Annotated in this window: 14 protein-coding genes, 1 pseudogene and 1 riboswitch; of the genes and pseudogenes, 5 read left to right on the top strand and 10 right to left on the bottom strand. The window is 40.2% G+C overall.

The window, feature by feature from the left end; genetic code table 11:
* Positions 1-345: 345 nt before the first annotated feature.
* Positions 346-1,299 (bottom strand): ribosome biogenesis GTPase YlqF, encoded by a 954-nt coding sequence (gene ylqF, locus C2M33_RS04820; protein ID WP_105173924.1) that lies wholly within the window; start codon positions 1,297-1,299, stop codon positions 346-348.
* A gap of 644 nt (positions 1,300-1,943) precedes the next feature.
* Between ylqF and C2M33_RS04815 the strand changes: the two genes are divergently transcribed.
* On the top strand, positions 1,944-2,225 hold the full coding sequence (locus tag C2M33_RS04815; RefSeq protein WP_105173888.1) for an integration host factor subunit beta: 282 nt from the start codon (positions 1,944-1,946) through the stop codon (positions 2,223-2,225).
* Positions 2,226-2,262: 37 nt separating this feature from the next.
* Here the strand turns inward: C2M33_RS04815 and C2M33_RS04810 are convergent, their stop codons facing one another.
* The 3 genes from C2M33_RS04810 to C2M33_RS21545 all read right to left on the bottom strand — a co-directional run bounded on the left by C2M33_RS04810 (position 2,263) and on the right by C2M33_RS21545 (position 5,249).
* Positions 2,263-3,834 (bottom strand): DNA cytosine methyltransferase, encoded by a 1,572-nt coding sequence (locus tag C2M33_RS04810; RefSeq protein WP_105173887.1) that lies wholly within the window; start codon positions 3,832-3,834, stop codon positions 2,263-2,265.
* Positions 3,835-3,963: 129 nt separating this feature from the next.
* Entirely contained in the window at positions 3,964-4,860 is an 897-nt protein-coding gene (locus C2M33_RS04805) for a hypothetical protein (RefSeq protein WP_105173886.1), read from the bottom strand.
* A 245-nt stretch (positions 4,861-5,105) separates the two neighbouring features.
* On the bottom strand, positions 5,106-5,249 hold the full coding sequence (locus C2M33_RS21545) for an AlpA family phage regulatory protein (protein WP_442793144.1): 144 nt from the start codon (positions 5,247-5,249) through the stop codon (positions 5,106-5,108).
* Between the two features lie 134 nt (positions 5,250-5,383).
* On the opposite strand from C2M33_RS21545, the pseudogene C2M33_RS21540 reads away from it, so the two are divergent.
* The 3 genes and pseudogenes from C2M33_RS21540 to C2M33_RS04785 all read left to right on the top strand — a co-directional run bounded on the left by C2M33_RS21540 (position 5,384) and on the right by C2M33_RS04785 (position 7,019).
* Positions 5,384-5,577 (top strand): annotated as a pseudogene (locus C2M33_RS21540) (JAB domain-containing protein).
* Between the two features lie 291 nt (positions 5,578-5,868).
* The gene (locus C2M33_RS04790) at positions 5,869-6,405 is read left to right on the top strand and encodes a YaeQ family protein (protein ID WP_054552313.1); all 537 of its coding nucleotides are present in this window, start codon (positions 5,869-5,871) and stop codon (positions 6,403-6,405) included.
* 8 nt (positions 6,406-6,413) lie between these two features.
* Positions 6,414-7,019, top strand: a complete 606-nt coding sequence (locus C2M33_RS04785) for a PGAP1-like alpha/beta domain-containing protein (protein ID WP_063700928.1) — start codon at positions 6,414-6,416, stop codon at positions 7,017-7,019.
* 4 nt (positions 7,020-7,023) lie between these two features.
* Here the strand turns inward: C2M33_RS04785 and C2M33_RS04780 are convergent, their stop codons facing one another.
* Positions 7,024-7,233 (bottom strand): hypothetical protein, encoded by a 210-nt coding sequence (locus tag C2M33_RS04780; RefSeq protein ID WP_063700926.1) that lies wholly within the window; start codon positions 7,231-7,233, stop codon positions 7,024-7,026.
* A gap of 366 nt (positions 7,234-7,599) precedes the next feature.
* Here C2M33_RS04780 and C2M33_RS04775 point away from each other — a divergent pair, with 366 nt between their 5' ends.
* On the top strand, positions 7,600-8,073 hold the full coding sequence (locus C2M33_RS04775; protein WP_105173885.1) for a Dps family protein: 474 nt from the start codon (positions 7,600-7,602) through the stop codon (positions 8,071-8,073).
* Between the two features lie 49 nt (positions 8,074-8,122).
* Here C2M33_RS04775 and C2M33_RS04770 read toward each other — a convergent pair whose 3' ends face one another.
* The 5 genes from C2M33_RS04770 to C2M33_RS04750 all read right to left on the bottom strand — a co-directional run bounded on the left by C2M33_RS04770 (position 8,123) and on the right by C2M33_RS04750 (position 15,998).
* Positions 8,123-8,524 carry a hypothetical protein gene (locus C2M33_RS04770; protein WP_063700922.1) on the bottom strand — a complete coding sequence of 134 codons (402 nt, stop codon included), beginning with the start codon at positions 8,522-8,524 and terminating at the stop codon, positions 8,123-8,125.
* A 66-nt stretch (positions 8,525-8,590) separates the two neighbouring features.
* Entirely contained in the window at positions 8,591-10,669 is a 2,079-nt protein-coding gene (locus tag C2M33_RS04765; RefSeq protein WP_105173884.1) for a S9 family peptidase, read from the bottom strand.
* Between the two features lie 113 nt (positions 10,670-10,782).
* Entirely contained in the window at positions 10,783-11,352 is a 570-nt protein-coding gene (locus C2M33_RS04760; protein ID WP_105173883.1) for a chitin-binding protein, read from the bottom strand.
* Between the two features lie 107 nt (positions 11,353-11,459).
* Positions 11,460-11,543: riboswitch (cyclic di-GMP riboswitch) on the bottom strand.
* A 135-nt stretch (positions 11,544-11,678) separates the two neighbouring features.
* Entirely contained in the window at positions 11,679-14,816 is a 3,138-nt protein-coding gene (locus tag C2M33_RS04755) for an efflux RND transporter permease subunit (protein WP_063700915.1), read from the bottom strand.
* Between the two features lie 9 nt (positions 14,817-14,825).
* The gene (locus C2M33_RS04750) at positions 14,826-15,998 is read right to left on the bottom strand and encodes an efflux RND transporter periplasmic adaptor subunit (RefSeq protein WP_063700913.1); all 1,173 of its coding nucleotides are present in this window, start codon (positions 15,996-15,998) and stop codon (positions 14,826-14,828) included.
* Between the last annotated feature and the right edge of the window lie 74 nt (positions 15,999-16,072).

The following is a 16,072-nucleotide window of genomic DNA, read 5'->3' as shown; positions in this document are numbered from 1 at the left end:
TTTTTTTATGTCTAAAATTCGTACAAAACCTGCAAAACAAACTAAATGAGAATTATTTTCAAAAACATATTGACAGTACCGCAAACCTAATTGATAATTAATCTCAACAAGCCAAGCGAAGTATGATGACTTGTTCAGATTGAATTTGTTTCTCCCCAGAAACGCGTGTCGCCACGTTAAAGCTTTAGCTTATATGTTACTAATGGCAACGCCCCTTGATATTGGCGACATATAAGCGACCCTACTTATTTTACTTGCTACATTGCTCATATCGGTGACGGTAGATATGAAACTAAAAAAGCCCTTGCAGGGCTTTTTTTATGTCTAAAAATTAATGCATTAACTTTATCGACGGTTCTTGCGTGCACGTGCACGGCGTTGTTTTTTCTCTTCTTCTTTAGCGGCTTTTTTCGCCTCTGCAGCAGCGCGAAGCTCAGCAACTATTTGCTCTTCTTCTTCACGCATAGCCGGTGTTTCCATGGTAATACGACCAATAATGCCATCGCGTAATTCGTTAATAAGAATTTCAGACATTTTGTAAGTATCAATTTGATTACCACCGCGGATACAACCACGCTTTTTACCTGCCATTTCAACAAACTCCCAGTCAGACTCTGGTAGCTCATCAATTTTATAGCGGCTTTTTAAAAGTTCTGGATATGCATGCAGTAAATATTCAGCGGTGTAACTTGCCACTTCTTCGTAGTCGATAGCGGTATCACGAATTGCACCAGTTGCCCCTAAACGATAACCAGAGTTTTCGTTCTCTACTTTAGGCCATAACATACCCGGCGTGTCGTAAAGCATAATGCCATCGTCAAGCTTAATACGTTGCTGCGCTTTGGTTACCGCAGGTTCATTACCTGTTTTTGCCACGATACGGCCAGCTAAGGTATTAATAAGCGTTGATTTACCAACGTTTGGAATGCCCATGATCATGGCTTTAATTTGTTTATCAGCGCCTACTTTATGCGGCACTAATTTTTTACAAAGCTCATTAATACGATGTACTTCACCCGCTTTATCATTACCAAAATCAATCGCTTTTACGCCACTTTGCTGCTCAAAGTAGTCTTTCCAAGCTTGCGTTAACTTAGGATCAGCCAAGTCCGCCTTGTTCATGATTTTGATCACCGGCTTGTCGCCACGCAGCGCAGTAACCATTGGGTTTTCACTACTATAAGGAATACGGGCATCAAGTACCTCAATGATCACATCCATCTGTGGCATGATTTCTTTAATTTCGTTTCGGGCTTTGTTCATGTGACCCGGGAACCACTGTATTCCTGTTCTACTCATTTGATTATTAGGCTCTTTATTTTCAAGGCTAACGCCATGGGGGACTTTTGTGAGTACTAAAAGCAAAAACTACGCTATTTGTACTCAACTAATCTAGGTAGTTTACTACATTGAGAATGATTATTTAAAAATTTTACTTTATTCCTAAGCGCGAAAAAACATTAATACAAATAAAACTAAAAGTTATCTATTAGGAATTCAATGTGATTTTGTACAAACTAGAATTGAGTCAAGGCTTTAACTTGGATAGTCACTCCCTACTTAGCAGCTAAAAATGGTACAACAGTCTTTACGCAACCCTCTATTCTAAAGCAGGTTAACAGTAATATATGCTATAGATGGTCTACGCCTTCAAAGAGCACACTCCCAAGTATTTGAACATACAGAGAATACATAATGGGAATTTTGATGAACCTCAAGTTTATAGAAGGGCTAACAATGGAAAAGTTTTCTTCAGTTTTAGAGGACGATCCGTATTAGGTTTTTAAGATACTCAGCTTTAGGTACGACTTTAAATTCCAATAGTCTCCTTTGCTAATTCGATTCAACAATGAAATAGTAAGGTTGACAACTCATAAGTAATTAACTTTATTTTTCTCGAGGTTGTACTATAACTAAATTAAGTACTTACTGAAGGTGTGATTATGACAAAGTCTGAATTGATGGAGTATATAGGCTCTAAACATGAGCATATCTCCGCTAAGGATGTCGAAGATTCAATTAAATCAATTATAGATTTGATGTCTTCTTCGCTTTCAGCTGGAGAGAGAATTGAAATACGCGGTTTTGGCAGCTTTTCGCTGCATTACAGAAAACCTCGTGTTGGCCGAAATCCTAAAACCGGTGAGCAAGTTTCCCTTGAAGGTAAAAACGTGCCTCACTTCAAAGCAGGAAAAGAATTAAGAGAAAGGGTTTTATTAAATTAAACGAAAAGCACAGCGTCTATAGGCTGTGCTTTTTATTTTATCTTAAATGAGTGTTTAATTCTTCAATTATCATCCCTAACTTTCTCCCCAACAATGGTGGCACCGCATTCCCAACTTGCGTGTATTGAGGTACTTCGTATCGCCTCATTTTTCCGCCTGTAGTGACCTTAGACCGGAACTCAAAATTATCAGGAAACGATTGTATTCGAGCCATTTCCCTAACCGTGAGAGTTCGAAGTTCATCTTCATGATAATGACATGCATCATCAGGAATTGATAATGCGGCTGGCGCAGGCAAATTAGGTGACAACGCTTTTTGAGTTTGCTTTTTCGTTGGATGAAGTTTCAGATAACTAATAAACTCTCGTAAACTTCTCATAGGCCTTAATTCACCATCTAAATTTAAATACTTATACTCAGATAGAGCAGCCCATGCATCAATACTAAGAGTTGTAGATTCGCTTTTTAAAATAGCGAAAACCTCTTTACTAACTGCTTTACTACCGACTTGTTGTAAAACCTGATAAAGCCTAAAACGCCTTTGAACAAGTTCTCCATTGGCACGTTTATCATGATTTGGGGTTACGCCTCTGTTTGGTAATTCAAAGGTACGATTAAGTTGAGTAACAAAGTTAGAGGGTTCTATTCCTTCACCTCGAAGATCATCAATTGCCTCACTGACAGAAACCTGAGCACCATTAACTAGTTCAGCTAAAAAGCTTCCTTCAAAGATTTCTGGTTGCTTATCTACATCAAAGTAATCTAAATGACCAAATTCTAATTCAGCACCATTTTCTTGTACCATATTAAAAAACGGCAAAGATGACGAGAGTAAACTAAGACTTTGCTCATTCAATTGCTGCGACTCTAGAATAGAGTCATGGACATCGTGTCGAATAGCTATAAGAATGAAGCGAGGCCTATTTTGAGCAATACCGACATATCGAGCGTTAACATGAAGACAAACCGGCACATATCCAATAGAGGCAAAAGCTTTTGCAACCTCATACCATGCATGGTACTTGTTACCATCATCATCTTGGAACGCTCGTAAAATGCCAGTTACGTTCTCAAGCAACGCAAAACGTGGTCGAGTACGCTCGACAAAAGAAACAAATTCCAAAGGTAAGGTATTTTTATCACAGTCTTTTTTACGAGCCCCTGCCATACTAAAGCTCTGACAAGGAGGGCCACCTGAGACTAGAGTTAACTCACCTTTCCCAAAACTGTTGTGTAATGCATCAGCAAATTCAGGCCGTTTTGATAAAAGAGTGTTTAATTCTCTAACACTACCAACCAATAACTTCCCTTCGTATTCACAAATATCAACAGGTAAGTCGCTATAACCGCTCTCATCAATAGTAGGAAACTCAAAAGGGTTTTCTCTTAACCTAGCATTTAAGTCATCATTGCGGCTATTTATCCATTTTACTCGTTCCGATTTTCCTTTAGATTTAGCTAAGTCATTTAAATTTTCATTAAAGAAATTATAAGCAAATGTCTCAGCCGCCATGGGTGATAATTCATTACCTAGAACAAAATCAAAACCTACACTTTCTAAACCTAATGAAAGACCACCACAGCCAGCAAACAACTCAATATGCCGCACGAATAAACACTCCGAAACTTTAATAACGAACAGTTTAACGCAACCCTGAAGCTAAGTCCAGGGCTATGAACATAGTTTTACTGACTTGGTGTAAGCTGCCAAAACGAAATATTAATGAGTGATGCTGGCTCATTGAACTTTAAAGTAATCGTTAATATTTTTCTCTCGAATCTCATTTGAGACTTCAGAGTTCCAGCCTTTTTTATATGATTGCAATGTGGTTTGAAAGTTCTTGTCTAGTATCTCTGCGAGATTCATCGCAACCCCCGTTTTACTTGGTAACCCCCAAAAGTTACCTCCAGATAAATTCTGCACTCTTTTTACACATGTTGAAGTATTCTTTATTTTGTCAGGGTTAACCGTTGGTACTGTTACAAATGCATATGAAAACTTTTGTAGCTTCTTATGGGAATAACCATTACTTCCTACGGTAGTTTCGCCTTTAAAACCTTGAGATGAATAAATCAAATCCCACAGCATTGGAATTTGAGCATTGTCATTCCAGTTAGTTTTACACTGTATGATTACTAATTCAGTTTCATGAAAACGATTTTCAACAACCGGGGATAACAGTGATAGGACATTTTTTGGTTCACCAATGTATTCCCCTGTAATTTCTGGAGAGTCAGGGAATGTAATCGCAAGTAAATCACTTTCTGTATTTGATTTAAAGTTACCGTAATTTACGCTTATCGCACTTTGTATTGCTTCAGGTATATGGGCTTTCTTTGATTTTATAATTACAGTTCGGCTTCCAATTAAGCACAAATTCAAATACCAACAAACTAGCCCCTCCCAAGCAGCACCACCTCCTGAAACTTCGTCCTGCGAGCGTGTGCCGCTCGATGTTCCTTTAAATATGGTATAAAGATTATTGCCTAAATCTCTTAGTTCTTTATTTGTTGGGGGGTAATTTGATATGTTCTTGGATATTTCTTGCGACCATTTAGGCCAGACTTTTTTCATCGTACTTAAATCAAGTAAGTCTGAAATTACATTTTCTCGTAGCTGCTCTATAGCATTCATTCAATTCTCCTTTCTGTCTCAGCTCATTACACAGATAAAGAACAAAAAAATCAAGACTTTATATTTTTAGGCAATACTTTTGTCTGCTCTACAAAAAGTTTAATTTACGGGAGCATATTGCCACCCAAAACACCTACTCACATTAAGACTGTGGAAATTTTAAGCATCTTTTTCTCCGGCCCTTTCCACAACCCAATCACCCACTTCTGACTCAACCCGCGCCACCGACTTAGCCCTATGGAAAATTACTTTGGAAAAAGGCCTTCAGCAATAAATTTATAGATACTTGAATGGCCTAGTGATGTTTTGTCATCACTACTTTCAGTTCGATTAAACGCATAGAATTCCTCTGATTGGTTGTTAGTACATAACCTTTCCGGAGCAAGTATTTTTTATGTCTTTCAAATGAAAAATATAAGCAGCTGCTTACATCATCGCTCAGAAGCAGTTTAGAGCTGGCGTATTAAATATTGATTACTAAGAGTACTTAAAACTTAAATTAGAAATACATGAGCATAAATATTTGACGTACTTTATAGATAGCCAAAACCGCATACTAGAGTTAAAAGAACTCTGCGGGGGCAATATTAACGCTGCTAACGTTTACCCTAGGGAAGTTGTCAAAAAGTTTTAAAGCTTAATGCAGCAAGCGGCATACTGACTCATAACCACCCATCAGGATCAGTGAAGTATCGAGTGCTAATAAAGCACTTATAAAAGCTTTATCTCTTGTGAATGTTGCTATTCTGACCTCTTAGTTATTGGTGCTTCATTTGCCGAGCTTAATTCATTAACTAACTAAAAATGGAAGACAGCGAAAGTAAAACAACTAAAACTTGGATTTTAATTACATAAAAGAAAACAGCAAATAAAGACGAAAGATAATACTAGTGACCCGGGAACCACTGGATGGCCATTTTTAACTCCTACAAGATAATTTCACGGTATTTTAACTGGCTCGGCAACGAATTGCGCTATAATGACGCAAATTTTTTCAAGTAAGCAGTTATGGCTCTTAAATCAACCATTATTAAAGCGCAATTATCGTTAAGCGATATGGACCGCCACATTTATCAAGATTTCAATTTAACACTGGCACAACACCCATCAGAAACCGAGCAACGTTTAATGATCCGCTTGTTGGCTTTTGCACTAAATGCTCGTGAAGGCTTAGAGTTTACAAAGGGTTTATGCGCAGATGATGAGCCTGAGCTTTGGCACATTAACTATAGCGAAGAAATTGAATTATGGGTTGAGCTTGGGCTACCAGACGAAAAACGTCTGAAAAAAGCCTGCAATAAGTCGAAGCAAGTTGTTTTATATACCTACGGCGAAAATAATCAAGCGATTTGGTGGCAAAAACATCAACCTAAGTTGTATGATTTTAAAAACTTGAGTATTTTTAGTCTCGATTATGCCGCGACTCAGGCTTTAGCCGACTTAGCTGATCGCAATATCAAACTCACGATTACCATTCAAGATGGTGAAGTATGGGTTAGCTCAGACACGGCAAATATCGAAATTAAGCCGCAACAGTTAATGTAAGGAATGCGATGGCAATTAGGCAAGTTGTAGTATTACACGGACTTTATATGTCGGGCTTTGTGATGCGCCCGCTGTGTTCACGCCTTGAAAAGTCAGGTCTAAAAATACTCAATTTGACCTATAACACGCTCTCTCCCGATAGAGCGGCGATTTTCGATAAGATTGATCGCTTTATCGGTGGCAAACCTACCGCCTTAGTTTGCCACTCTATGGGCGGCTTAGTGGCTCGCGCTTACTTAGAGGCCAATTCCTTACAAAGTCGCCATGTCGAAAAGGTGATCACCTTAGGCACCCCGCATAAAGGCAGTCATATTGCTAAGCAAATGCAGCAAAAAGGCTTTGATATGCTGTTAAAAAACAGCGTGGAGTTTTTATTGCCTGAGAATGGTGATTGGCCATTTAATGCCAAGCTATATAGTATTGCCGGTGATTTACCAATTGGGCTAATGCCGCTGATTGCTAAAGGCAGTGTCTCTGATGGAACAGTTTTGATTGATGAAACCAAACTCAATGGCATGGCAGAACATAAGGTGTTTCATTTGAGTCACACCAGTATGATCTACTCACGCCAAGTGATGGATTACATTATTAAGCTTATAAATCAAAGTGAGTGATACTTTAATCTTCAGCACTTGCAGCCACTTTATATGAGATTAAAACAATGATCCCTAGAATAAGTGGTACGGGTGCAGCAATATAGCCAAAGGTATCAAAGTTTGCGAAGCTAGCACCTGCTAAATGCCCAACTAAACCAATCACAAATGTAAGTAACGCAATCACTACAACAACTAATTCTGCTTTATTTTCTTTAACTGTTTTACCGTCCATTTTTCTTCTCCTGGTTAAATGCGGTAAGGTCATTATGCGCTTCTAGTTCGTTGCTTTTTTGACCTAAATCAAGTTCTAAATCGGCATAGTTAGCAGCGAGTGCAAACCTTGTTTTAGATCATACTTTCTGCCTAATTTTAAAATATTCGTAAAATAAGGTAGATTTTTTGCTCAGTTGCCCCAAGTCTATATAAAAGTAATTTAATGTTATGTTGATAGTGCGCAAATGGACAAAACCAACCTTTGATAGCTAAAACCTATCACAGCGTTCGAATTAAACCATTTTACAGATTAACCAAGATGGCTAATACTTAACACCAAGCACTAGCAAGTAAACAAATAACGGTTTTTTTAAGGAGCAAATCTATGTCACAGGTAAATGCAATTGGTTTAAACAGCGCAAAAAGTGAAGATATCGTAAAATCACTTAACTCTTTATTAAGCTGCTACCAAATTCAATACATGAACGCACGCGGCTTTCATTGGAACATCAAAGGTCGTAACTTTTTTGAATTACACCTTAAATTTGAAGAAATTTATAACCTACTGCTTGAGAAAGTAGATGAGATTGCAGAGCGTATTTTAACGTTAGGTGGTACACCTGTGCACGCATTCTCTGAGTACATTGAAGCAAGCAAAATTAGTGAAGCTAAAAATATCACTGAAGGCACAGCGGCAGTAGAAAACCTATTAGCAGGTTACAGCACGCTTATTCAGATGCAGCGTGAAATCCTCGCACAAGCAGGTTATGCAGATGACGAAGGTACAGCATCACTTATGGGCGACTACATCAAAGAACAAGAGAAACTTGTTTGGATGTTAAAAGCCTACCTTGGTTAATATTTACAACAGATACGAAAAAGCCCTCATATGAGGGCTTTTTTATATTCTACTTTAACCACTTTCTTAGATTATCGTACTCAGGTCTTGCTTGAAAAAAGCTTTCAGCATCTGGGTGAAAGTTAATATCCATTTCGACGCCCGACCAAACTGTTTCTAATAAATTGCGAGCAATGATATTCGCTTTAATATAGTCAACGCGTTTGTAGCCCCGCGCTTTAACGGCCTGAAAGTAAACCTTTGCAATCTCAATACTATCGGCAGTTGCTAATTCAAATTGCTCTAAATTGACCACAGCATACTGAATGGAATGCTCTGGATACTTCATAATTTCTTGAGCGATTTCAATACTAAATGAAGCAACGGCTTCTTTATTAAAGCTGCCACTAATTTCCACATAAATCACTGGCGGCTCAACAAAATAACGCCAATCACCATGGGCTTTAAACATGCTTACCCCTTTGAAATACAACTTAAGTTTACGCTTATAAAATTTATTAACTTATTTATCTAAGCCTTAATTCGGTAATAAAGCAATAAAAAAGGCCATTTCTAATGCCTTTTCCTCAAGGCTTTTAAAGCGACCCGATGCACCACCATGGCCTGCATCCATGTCGGTTTTAAATACCAAAATATTATCATCGGTTTTAAACTCTCGCAGCTTTGCAACCCACTTCATTGGTTCCCAGTATTGCACTTGAGAATCATGGAATCCGGTAGTAACGAGAATATTAGGGTAAAACTGCGGCTTAATATTATCGTACGGCGAGTAAGCCTGAATTACATCATAAAATGCAGGGTCATTAGGGTTACCCCATTCGTCATATTCATTGGTCGTCAGTGGAATACTCTCATCGAGCATCGTGGTTAGCACATCTAAAAATGGCACATGGCAACCAATACCTAAATAAAGCTCAGGTGCTTGGTTAACCACGGCGCCCATTAATAAACCACCAGCACTGCCACCAGACGCAAATACTTTTTCTGGGTGTGCATAGCCTTGCTCAGTAAGCGCATGAGTAACATCAATAAAATCGCTAAAGCTATTTTGCTTATATTGCTTTTTACCTTGCTCATACCAGTGACGACCTAACATTTCGCCACCGCGAATATGCGCAATCGCATAAACAAAACCGCGGTCTAGTAAACTTAATGAACTGCTTGAAAAACTAGGATCGATGGTAATGCCGTACGCGCCATAGCCGTATTGCAGTACTGGGTTAGTGCCATCTTTAGTAAATTTATCAATACGATAAACCAAAGAAACGGGTACTTTCTCGCCATCTCTTGCAGTAACCATTAAACGCTCTGAGCGATAATGTTCTGGGTTAAAATCCCCTAGCACTTGCTGTTGTTTTAATAAGGTTTTGTTACCTGTTTTTAAATCAACATCATACAAAGAACCTGGCGTCGTTAAGCTTGAATAGTAAATACGTGCAGTGCGCACATTCGGCTCGGGGTTCATGGCAATTGCAGCATAATAACAAGGATCATCAAACTCTAAAGTAAGACGCTCAGCTTGCTGATTAACCACAACAAAACGTGTTTGGCCAAGTTCTCGCTCGGTGAGGATAAGGTAGTCATCAAAAATCTCGACTCCTTCTAACAATACGTTTTCGCGATGCGGTGTATGCTCCTGCCAAAGACTTTTATCGGCAATGGTGCTTTGTGTAGCCGTCATTAAGCGAAAGTTTTTTGCTTGCCAGTTAGTCACAATGTAAAAGGTATCACCTAGCTTATCGACATCGAATTCATGGCCTTCTTCGCGTGGCATTAAGGCACTAAACTCACCTTCTGGGTTATTGGCATCCAGCACCCAAGTATCGTTTGTTTCTGTAGTCGCAAGGTCAATAATGATAAGGCTTTCATCGCGGCTTTTGCCAAGCCCCATGAAAAAGCTTTTATCTTGCTCTTCATAAACCAGTACATCATCAGCTTGCGAGGTGCCTAAAACATGGCGGTAAACCTGAAAACCCAATAAGGTTTGTAGGTCTTTTTTCACATAAAAAACGGTTTTACTGTCATTAGCCCACACCACTTGGCCTTCGGTGTTTTCCAGCGCATCGCTAAACATCTCACCGCTCGCAATATTTTTAAAACGCACTGTGTAAATACGGCGCCCTTCGGTGTCTTCAGAGTAAGCAAGTAGCTGCTCGTTTGGGCTAATTGCAACTTCGCCTAATTCATAAAATTCGTAGTCGCCAGCTAATTGGTTTACATCTAACAACAGGTGCTTGTCGTGCGCTTCTATTGAGCTGCTGCGATAATGGCGTGCATATTCATCGTCGCCACGTACTTCTGAGTGATACCAATACTGGCCATCTTTTACCGGTACCGTGTTGTCGTCTTTAACAATACGATCTTTTAGCTCATTAAATAATTGTTCGCGCAGTGGTTTTATATCGGCTAGTTGCTTATCGCAATAATCGTTTTCGGCATTTAAGTGCGCTAATACATCCTCATTTTCACGCTCATCATCACGCATCCAATAATAGTGATCGGTGCGAGTATGTTGGTGAGTCGTTAATGGATGAGGGTGTTTTTTGGCAACAGGAGGATGCGCGAGTAAAGACAAAGAATACGATTTTAATGACACAGGGAAAAACCAAAATAAAAAACGAATTACTGGCAGTTTATCACAGAATTAAAAAAGCCCACTCAAATTGAGTGGGCTAAGCAATGCTAAAATAGCATTTAGGGGGAAAACTGTTAATGCGATACTTGCTGCCAAGCCATGGCCCAGCTTTTTCCTACACCTGGCTCAAACAGCGGGTTGTGTGAATCTTTAACACGACAAAACTCGCTAAATGGCCACGGTTTACACATATAAATATGACCCGTTTTTGGCTGTAGTACTTTAACACCCGCACTGTAATCGCTGCATGCTTGTGGGTAGACATAGTCATAATCTTGCAGACTATCTTGCACTCGCTCTTTACATTTTGCGATGCAATTAAACGCCACTTTTACCTGCGTAATGCCCGACCCTTCAAGGGCATAAATTTGGTTTGAACGGTACGCGACTACTAAACCTTGTTCGGTCATTTTGCCCGCTTTAACCAGCGGAATATGCACGTTAATATGCTCGGCAACAGAACGTGGCCAATTATGAGGCTCACCCTGATCGGAACTGCTGATCGGGTATTCGAATGATAAATCGACTAGCTCTCCTTGCATGTCATAAAAGGTCACAATCACCCTATCACCAACAAACAGTTGGGTATGATGATTTAAGCAACCAATCGGCAACCACTTCCCAGAGGCCATTGACGTATGCATAAACAAAATATCACCCTAAGAACAACTAATAGGCATTATCTAACAACCGAACAAAATAAATACTTTTAGTTTGAGGCAAGAGATCCAAAGCACTAGATTATGTGCTTATCAGCGGCCCCGCTATCATAGTTTAAAACCTTAGACCGGAAACTTTGCGTCCTAACCTTTCAGTTAGTTTGCCAAAAACAAGACTGAGTATAATCGTGACCGAATCACAAATCAAACAAAAGAATGTAACCAAACGTCTTATATAGCAAATAGTTACTAGCAAAAACGAATGATACAAAAAAGCCAACCTTTAGGTTGGCTTTTAAACTGATGGGGTATTAATCCCTTGCTAGTTTTCTTCTGGTCGTTACTCGGTGCCCCGCACGGAATACTTTCAAGAAGATATTACCCACATCACTCATGATGATGTACAAACAAGGTACAAGTACTAGCGTGATTAGGGTTGCAAACATAACCGCAAAACCAAGTGCAACTGCCATTGGAATGACAAATTTAGCTTGTAAGCTGGTTTCGAACATAATTGGTAGTACACCAGCAAAGGTTGTAATTGAAGTCAGGGTAATTGCTCTAAAGCGTGCACAACCTGCTTCGATAACGGCTTCGCGAGTTGAAATACCTTCACGGCGCGCTTGGTTTACAAAGTCAGTCATAACTAACGAGTCGTTAATTACCACACCCGCTGCCGCAATCAAACCAAAGCCCGACATCAAGCTAATATCTAAACCAAACCAGAAGTGACCCCAAATTGCACCGGTTAAGCTAAATGGAATAACCGACATAACAATAAGAGGCTGTGAATAGCTCTTAAGCGGTACTGCAAGCAAGATATACACTAAAATCATACCGCCGATGAAGAACATGATTTGCTCATTAGCTTGCGCTTGTTGCTCTTCAATAGAACCACCTAACTCAGTTTTAACTGATGGGTATTCTTCTTTAAGTTGCGGTAACAGAGTCTCTTTAACTTGCTTAACAACTTCGCCCGGTTCAATCGCTTCTTCATCGATACTGCCGTAGATATACACAGTACGATAGCCACCTTCACGGCGAATATAACTAATACCTGGCGTTTCATTCAGCTCGACAACATCACCTAGCATGACCTCTTTACCAGCAGGTGTTGTAATAACGGCATGCTTTAATGAGGCAAACGCTTCACGTGTTAGTTTCGGATAACGAACCATGACGCGCACTTCTTCACCACGGCGAATAACACGCTGAGCTTCACCACCGTAGAAACTTGCACCTACTTGATTAGCAATATTGGCAAGGTCTAAACCTAAATCATATGCCACAGGTTTTAAGCTTAATTGCACTTCTTTGCTCGCCGGATCGATGGTCGAACTAATATCAAACAAGCCTTTTTGCTGTTGTAATAGTTGGATGAAACGACGACCTGCATCATTTAAGGTATCGATATCTGGGCCGTAAAGTAAGTAACCAAACTCACCATCCATACCACCGCCATTCACGTCATCGTAAATTTGCAGTGATTTCACACCTGGGATACTTGGCATTTGTTCACGCCAACGACGAGATAATTCAAATGCGTTATACGGACGTAACTCTTCATCGACCAGCGGTGCCAGTAGCTGTGCTTCAGTACGACCTTGGTTAAACACTAAGATATCGCGGATCAGCTTTTGGCCAAACTCACGCTCTGTCTCTTGGTCGACTTTGTGTACCATGGCTTCGATTTCACGGATCGCATTAATTGTTTGCATATCCGAGGCATTTTCATTCATCTCTAAACGAATTTGCGGAAAATCATGAGGTACTTTAGGTGTTGGTACAACACGCACTTGGTTTGATGCAATCAGACCAAAGGTCATAATTAACAAGCCGACAAACGCAAACAACACAAACCAGCGCCATTCAACACAACGCACAATAAAGCGTTTATACGGACCATTTACAAAGTTAAAGAAACGTTTGTTAAAGCGCGCTCGCCAGCTATTAGGATTAATTGGCGGGAACTTAGTGTGGGCAATGTGCGCTGGCAAAATAAGTTTCGATTCAATCAAACTGAATACCAAACACAGAATTACCACCACAGCGATACCAAAGAAGAATGCGCTCTCTGGTCCACTTGATAACGTAAACGGTGCAAATACAGCAATCGTAGTTAAAACACCAAATGTTGCTGGTGTAGCAACGCGTTTTGCGCCATTCACTACGTTAACAACACCACCGCCTTTTTTCTCAATTTCGGTGTAGGCGCTCTCCCCTATGACTATGGCATCGTCGACCACGATCCCCAATACCATAATAAAGGCAAATAACGACACAATATTAATACTGATACCAAATAATGGCATCATCATCATCGCACCTAAGAAACACACAGGTAAACCAATCATTACCCAAAGTGCTAGCTTAAAGCGCAAGAAGATAGACAACATAATGGCAACCAAGATAGCCCCTTGAAATAGGTTGGTTTTCATCATGTCTAAACGGGCATTGAGGTAGTAAGTCATGTCCATTAGTGGCACAAGACGAATACCGGCAGGTAACTCTTTATTCTTTAGTTCAATAAACGCTTTAACTGAGTCAGCAACCGGGATCATGTTTTGCTCTTTAGTTGCTTTTACAGATAAATAAACGGCATTTTCACCATTAAATTTAAAGTAGCGTTCACCTTCTGTGAATTGGTCTTTGATCACCGCGATATCGTTTAGCAGCACTTTCGCGCCATTCGCGCCAATTTTTACAGGGATCTGGCGGAACTCATCACCGTTGTAATACTGGTTTTCAACACGTACCGAGATAATACCTGCGTCAGTACGTAATTGGCCTGCTGAAATATTCGCAGAGTAACGACGTACCGCACTGGCCACATCACTCAAAGTCAGATTGTATTGACGCAGTGAATCTGGATCGATTTCAATCGCAATCTCATCAAGTGGTACATCGTTTTGCACCAATGACACATTAGATAGTTGCAGTAACTCATTTTCGATTTGGTTCGCAACTGGCTTTAGCTCAGTCAGTGGAATATCACCGACTAAGCTCATGCCAATCACGTCTTGGCGAAACTCAACCTGACTAATTGTCACAGGCTCCATGCCTGCTGGGAACGTCGCAATACTGTCTACACGTAGCTTCACTTTATCGAGCACATCCGTGAGCTCTGCGTCTGTATTGATCTCTAAGCTTGCACGACCATTATTTCGAAACGCACGATATACACCACGTTTAATTTCAGTGACATCTTTGAGCGATTCTTCAATTTTGATCAGAATACTTTCTTCAATTTCCTGTGGCGAGGCACCCGGGTAATTGGCTTGTATCTCGATGTAGTTAATTTCAATATTCGGGAACATTTGGCGTTGAATAGTGAAATAACTAATAATCCCCATGATGATGATAAACACCATCATTAAGTTAGCAGCGACCGAGTTATTGGCAAAATAGGCAATAAGGCCAGACTGTTTTTCTGTATTTGCGTCTGTCATAAGGTTACCTTACAGCTTATCAACCGCTGCAGTTTCTGCATCGCTTGTCATTTCTTTCATACCAGCAATCTTCACTTCCATGCCCTCTTGCGGGTACTCAGGTAAAGTAAGTACTAGCTGGTCATTCACTTCAAGGCCATCACTTACATAGAAGAATTCGCCTTCTTCACGCACAACAGTTACTTTACGTGGCTCAAGTTTATTTTCGCCATTCACAATCCATACTGTTTGGTTATTCACTAAAGACTGCGGTAAGCGATAGATATTTTGTAATGTCGCACCTGCAAAGTTGACTTGTACATAAGCACCAAATTTAATTGGCTGTACGTCGTGCTTTAAGCCGTATGGGTCATCAACACGAACCACTAAGTTGCTCATACGCGTTGCGTTATCAACAACGCCTAGGTCACGGTCAATTTCAGCTTCACGAGTAAAGCTATTTAAGCCTTTATTAATAATGGTTGCTTTAACGCCTTTTAAGCGTTTTGGTAAAAATACACTGTCAAAGCCAGCGATTGGCACGATGATCTCAGCACTTTCAATATTGTTAATTTCAGCAACTTGGCTACCCACATTGATGTATTGACCGACACCAATTTCACGGCTGATCACCAGTGCATCATAAGGCGCTCTGACTTCACAACGAGCAAGGTCACGCTCGGCACGTTTTAATGCAGCCTGCGCTGATTTAACAGCCGCTTGCGCGCTTAAAACTTGAGGTTTACGTAGGAATAAGTCAGTGCGTTCACGCTCTGGGTAGCGTCTTGCTTCATCCTGTGCCACTTTAGCTTGGGCTTGCTCTTCAATCAGTGCCGCTTGTGCACTTGCAAGCGACGCTTCAGCTTGTAGTACAGCCGCTTCGTAGTTATCTTTTTCGATGGTAAATAACACTTCGCCACGAGCTACGATGCCACCCGCAACAAAGTTTGGATGCCAGCTCGTTACTTCACCAGCCACTTGTGAGGCAATCAAAGTACTTTCTAGCGGTTTAACTTCACCGTAACTGTTAATAATCACTTGATGATCATCGCTTGCTACCGGCTCAACCTGTACCAAAGGACGCACATCAACTACATCCTTGTCTTTAGGCTCTTGAGCAATAGCGTTGATTGCCATAAAACCAGCAATACCAACGATTAATGCAACAAATGGTAAGATCCATTTTAATAAACTTGTGCGCATAACTTACACCTATAATATTTTCACTGGCCCTATCATACCAAAGCTGACAGAAACATTAATGTGACATTTGTAAG

The organism is Pseudoalteromonas sp. T1lg122, from assembly GCF_002964825.1.
GTDB lineage: Bacteria > Pseudomonadota > Gammaproteobacteria > Enterobacterales > Alteromonadaceae > Pseudoalteromonas > Pseudoalteromonas gelatinilytica.
Note: the sequence above shows the minus strand (reverse complement) of the source record. Positions and strands in the feature narration are given on the sequence as shown.